General features: G+C 72.6%; 2 protein-coding genes. Both read left to right on the top strand.

Annotated elements, in window-relative coordinates:
- The first annotated feature begins 216 nt into the window (after nt 1-216).
- Nucleotides 217-1,215 (top strand): FkbO/Hyg5 family chorismatase, encoded by a 999-nt coding sequence (locus PS467_RS39440; protein WP_311039328.1) that lies wholly within the window; start codon nt 217-219, stop codon nt 1,213-1,215.
- Entirely contained in the window at nt 1,212-5,699 is a 4,488-nt protein-coding gene (locus tag PS467_RS39435; protein ID WP_311039327.1) for a non-ribosomal peptide synthetase, read from the top strand. The genes PS467_RS39440 and PS467_RS39435 overlap by 4 nt, the downstream gene beginning before the upstream one ends.
- Nucleotides 5,700-5,701 lie beyond the last annotated feature (2 nt).

The following is a 5,701-nucleotide window of genomic DNA, read 5'->3' as shown; positions in this document are numbered from 1 at the left end:
GGAAACACCTTTCTCTCGACCAACCGCACAACAGCACGGAACCGGCCACGAGTAGACGCCGGCGACGCTAGCAGCGTTTTCCGGACCGCCACCCCCTGAAGATCCCCCTACCGTGGCCGGCCTCCCCGGACGCTCATCTAGGGGGTTGCACGCATACCGCCGTGCGTAATTGCCTTCCTGATGACCGATGCCGGACGCCAGGGAAGGGTGGAGGCGTTGTCCATATCTGTCACGGCGCCGTATTGCCGCTTCGAGAAGACCGGATCACCGGACCTCGAGGGTGACGAGACGGTGCTCGGCCTGATCGAGCACGGCACCGGCCACACCGACGTGTCGCTGGTGGACGGTGCCCCCCGGACCGCCGTGCACACCACGACCCGCGACGACGAGGCGTTCACCGAGGTCTGGCACGCACAGCGTCCCGTCGAGTCCGGCATGGACAACGGCATCGCCTGGGCCCGCACCGACGCGTACCTGTTCGGTGTCGTGCGCACCGGCGAGAGCGGCAGGTACGCCGATGCCACCGCGGACCTCTACACGAACGTCTTCGCGCTCACCCGGTCTCTGGGGTACCCCCTGCTCGCCCGGACCTGGAACTACGTCAGCGGCATCAACACGACGAACGCGGACGGGCTGGAGGTGTACCGGGACTTCTGCGTGGGCCGCGCCCAGGCGCTCGACGAGGGCGGGATCGACCCGGCCACCATGCCCGCGGCCACCGGTATCGGCGCCCACGGGGGCGGCATCACCTGCGTGTTCCTCGCCGCCCGGGGCGGAGTGCGGATCAACATCGAGAACCCCGCCGTCCTGACGGCCCACCACTACCCGACGACGTACGGTCCGCGGCCCCCGGTCTTCGCACGGGCCACCTGGCTGGGCCCGCCGGAGGGGGGCCGGCTGTTCATCTCGGCGACGGCCGGCATCCTCGGACACCGAACGGTGCACCACGGTGATGTGACCGGCCAGTGCGAGGTCGCCCTCGACAACATGGCCCGGGTCATCGGCGCGGAGAACCTGCGGCGCCACGGCGTCCAGCGGGGGCACGTCCTCGCCGATGTCGACCACCTCAAGGTCTACGTCCGCCGCCGTGAGGATCTCGATACGGTCCGCCGGGTCTGCGCCGCACGCCTGTCGAGCACCGCGGCCGTCGCCCTTTTGCACACCGACATAGCCCGCGAGGATCTGCTCGTCGAAATCGAAGGCATGGTGGCGTGACAATACCCGGTAAAAGGCCCGCGACGCTGCGCCTCGGCGGATCCGCGAAGAGAAAGAAGAGCGTCACCGCACAGCGCGGCGGCCCGGTCCTTTCGTCCTTCGCACAGCGGCGGATCTGGTTTCTCCAGCAATTGGACCCGGAGAGCAACGCCTATAATCTCCCGCTCGTGCAACGCCTGCGCGGTCTTTTGGACGCGCCGGCCCTGGAGCGTGCGCTGACGCTCGTCGTCGCGCGCCACGAGGCGTTGCGGACGGTGTTCGACACCGCCGACGGCGAGCCCCTCCAGCGGGTGCTTCCCGCCCCGGAACACCTCCTGCGCCACGCGCGGGCGGGCAGCGACGAGGGGGCCGCCCGGCTCGTCCGCGACGAGATCGCCGCGCCGTTCGACCTCGCCACCGGGCCGTTGATCAGGGCCCTGCTGATCCGCCTCGGTGACGACGACCACGTCCTCGCGGTGACCGTGCACCATGTCGCCGGCGACGGCTGGTCGTTCGGGCTCCTCCAGCACGAACTCGCCGCCCACTACACGGCGCTGCGCGACACTTCCCGCCCGGCCGAACTGCCGCCGTTGCCGGTGCAGTACGCCGACTTCGCCGCCTGGGAACGGCGCGAACTCACCGGCGCCGGACTGGACAGGCGTCTGGCCTACTGGCGCGAGCAGCTCCGGGGCGCCCCGGCACGGCTCGCCCTCCCCACCGACCGTCCCCGCCCGCCGGTCGCCGACGCGGACGCGGGCATGGCCGAGTGGCGGCCGCCGGCCGCGCTGGCCACCGCGGTCCTCACGCTCGCGCGCGACTCGGGCGCGTCCGTGTTCATGACCCTGCTGGCGGCCTTCCAAGCGGTCCTCGCCCGGCAGGCGGGCACGCGGGACGTGCTGGTCGGCACGCCCGTGGCGAACCGTACGCGGGCGGCGTACGAGGGCCTGATCGGCATGTTCGTCAACACGCTCGCGCTGCGCGGCGACCTCTCGGGCGATCCGTCGTTCCGGGAACTCCTCGACCGCTGCCGGGCCACGACCACGGACGCGTTCGCCCACGCCGACCTGCCGTTCGAGAACGTCATCGAACTCGTCGCACCGGAACGCGACCTGTCGGTCAACCCGGTCGTCCAGGTGCTGTTGCAGGTGCTGCGGCGCGACGCGGCGACGGCCGCGCTGCCCGGCATCGCGGCCGAACCGTTCCGCACCGGCCGCTGGTTCACCCGCTTCGACCTCGAATTCCATGTGTACGAGGAGCCGGGTGGCGCCCTGACCGGCGAACTGCTCTACAGCCGTGCGCTGTTCGACGAGCCACGGATCACGGGGTTGCTGGAGGAGTTCACGGCGGTGCTCCAGGCGGTCACCGCCGACCCGGACATACGGCTGTCGCGGCTGCCGGCCGGCGACGCGACGGCGGCAGCGCCCGTGGTGCCCTCGAACGACACGGCGCGGGACCTGCCCGTCGACACGCTGCCGGGCCTGCTGGCCCGGTACGCCGCACGCACCCCCGGCGCCGTGGCCGTCACCGACCCGCACATCTCCCTCACCTACGCGCAGCTGGACCGGCGGGCGAACCGCCTCGCGCACCTGCTCCGCGCGCGCGGCACCGCCACCGGCGACCTGGTCGGGATCTGCGCCGATCGCGGCGCCGACCTGATCGTCGGCATCGTGGGGATCCTCAAGGCGGGCGCCGCTTATGTGCCGCTCGACCCCGAACATCCGCCGGAGCGCACGGCGTTCGTGCTGGCCGACGCGCAGCTGACCACGGTGGTGGCGCACGAGGGCTACCGTTCCCGGTTCCCCGATGTGCCGCACGTGGTGGCGTTGGACGACCCGGAGCTGGACCGGCAGCCGGACGACACGGCGCCGGACGTCGAGCTGGACCGGGACAGCCTCGCCTACGCGATCTACACGTCCGGGTCGACCGGCAGGCCGAAGGCCGTGCTCATGCCGGGTGTCAGCGCCGTCAACCTGCTGCTCTGGCAGGAGCGCACGATGGGCCGCGAGCCGGCCAGCCGCACCGTCCAGTTCGTGACGCCCACGTTCGACTACTCGGTGCAGGAGATCTTTTCCGCGCTGCTGGGCGGCACGCTCGTCATCCCGCCGGACGAGGTGCGGTTCGACCCGCCGGGACTCGCCCGGTGGATGGACGAACAGGCGATTACCCGGATCTACGCGCCGACGGCCGTACTGCGCGCGCTGATCGAGCACGTCGATCCGCACAGCGACCAGCTCGCCGCCCTGCGGCACCTGTGCCAGGGCGGCGAGGCGCTGATCCTCGACGCGCGGTTGCGCGAGCTGTGCCGGCACCGGTCCCACCTGCGCGTGCACAACCACTACGGCCCGGCCGAGAGCCAGCTCATCACCGGGTACACGCTGCCCGCCGACCCCGACGCGTGGCCCGCCACCGCACCGATCGGCCCGCCGATCGACAACACCCGCATCCATCTGCTCGACGAGGCGATGCGGCCGGTTCCGGACGGTATGCCGGGACAGCTCTGCGTCGCCGGCGTCGGCCTCGCCCGCGGGTACCTGGCCCGTCCCGAACTGACCGCCGAGCGTTGGGTGCCGGGAGATGCGGTCGGCGAGGAGCGCATGTACCTCACCGGCGACCTGGCCCGCCGCGCGCCCGACGGCGACCTGGAATTCCTCGGCCGGATCGACGACCAGGTCAAGATCCGCGGCATCCGCGTCGAACCGGGTGAGATCGAGAGCCTGCTTGCCGAGGACGCCCGCGTCACGCAGGCCGCCGTGTCCGTGCGGGAGGACCGGCGGGGCGAGAAGTTCCTGGCCGCGTACGTCGTACCGGTGGCCGGCCGGCACGGCGACGACTTCGCCGCGTCGCTGCGCGCGGGACTGGCCACCCGGCTGCCCGCCGCGCTCGTGCCCTCCGCCGTCGTCCTGGTGGAGCGACTGCCGAGGACCACGAGCGGCAAGGTGGACCGGCGCGCGCTGCCCGACCCGGAGCCGGGCCCGGCGTCGACCGGGGCGGTTACGCCCCGCACCGATGCCGAGCGGACGGTGTGCCGGATCTTCCAGGAGGTGCTCGACGTCCCGCGGGTCGGTGCCGACGACGACTTCTTCACGCTCGGCGGGCACTCCCTGCTCGCCACCCGGGTCGTCTCCCGCATCCGCGCCGAGCTGGGTGCCGATGTCCCGCTGCGTACGCTCTTCGACGGGCGGACGCCCGCCGCGCTCGCCCGTGCGGCGGACGAGGCCGGCCCGGCCGCCCTCCCCCCGATCCCGGCCTCCGCGGAGAACGGGCCGGCCCCCCTCACCGCGGCACAGGAACAGATGCTGCACTCGCACGGCTCGCTGCTCGCCGCGCCCTCCTACACGGTCGCCCCGTACGGGTTCCGGCTGCGCGGGCCACTCGACCGCGAGGCGCTGGACGCGGCACTGACCCGGATCGCCGCGCGCCACGAGCCGCTGCGGACCGGGTTCCGCGATCGGGAACAGGTCGTCCGGCCGCCCGCTCCGGTGCGCGCCGAGGTGGTTCCGGTGCCGGTCGGCGACGTCGACGCCGCGGTCCGGGTCGCCCACCGGGAGCTGACCCGGCCGTTCGACCTCGTGAACGGGTCGTTGCTGCGTGCCGTGCTGCTGCCGCTGGGCGCCGAGGATCACGTGCTGCTGCTGATGCTGCACCACCTCGCCGGTGACGGATGGTCCTTCGACCTCCTGGTCCGGGAGTTGTCGGGGACGCAACCGGACCTTCCGGTGTCCTACACGGACGTGGCCCGGTGGGAACGGAGTCCGGCCGTGAGCGCGGCCAGGGAGAACGACCGGGCATACTGGCGCCGGCGGCTGGGGGGCGCCACCGCGCCGGAGCTGCCCGCGGTCCGGCCCGGCGGGGCACCGACCGGGCGGGCGTTCCTGTGGACGCTCAAGGACACCGCCGTCCTGGCGGCACGCCGGGTCGCGGACGCCCACGACGCGACGTTGCACGAAACCGTGCTCGGCGCCTTCGCCCTGGTCGTGGCGGAGACCGCCGACACCGACGACGTGCTCGTCGCGACGCCGTTCGCGGACCGGGGGTACGCCGGGACCGACCACCTCATCGGCTTCTTCGCGAAGGTCCTCGCACTGCGCCTGGACCTCGGCGGCACGCCGTCGTTCCCCGAGGTGCTGCGCCGGGTGCACACCGCGATGGTGGGCGCGCACGCCCACCAGGCGGTGCCCTACTCCGCGCTGCGCGCCGAGGACCCCGCACTGCCGCCGGCCCCCGTGTCGTTCCAGCTCATCAGCGCGCTCAGCGCGGAACTGCGGCTGCCCGGCATGCACACCGAGCCGTTCCCCGTCGTCGCCGAGACCGTCGACGAGATGACCGGCGAACTGTCGATCAACCTCTTCGACGACGGTCGCACCGTCTCCGGCGCGGTGGTCCACGATGCCGCGCTGCTCGACCGTGCCACCGTCGACGATTTGCTCACCCGGGTGGAGGCGACGCTGCGTGCCGCCGCGGGCGACCTCACCGTACGCGTCACCGGTTACGTGGAAAGCGAGTAGCC

The sequence above is a fragment of the Streptomyces luomodiensis genome (assembly GCF_031679605.1).
Classification (GTDB): Bacteria; Actinomycetota; Actinomycetes; order Streptomycetales; family Streptomycetaceae; genus Streptomyces; species Streptomyces luomodiensis.
Note: the sequence above shows the minus strand (reverse complement) of the source record. Positions and strands in the feature narration are given on the sequence as shown.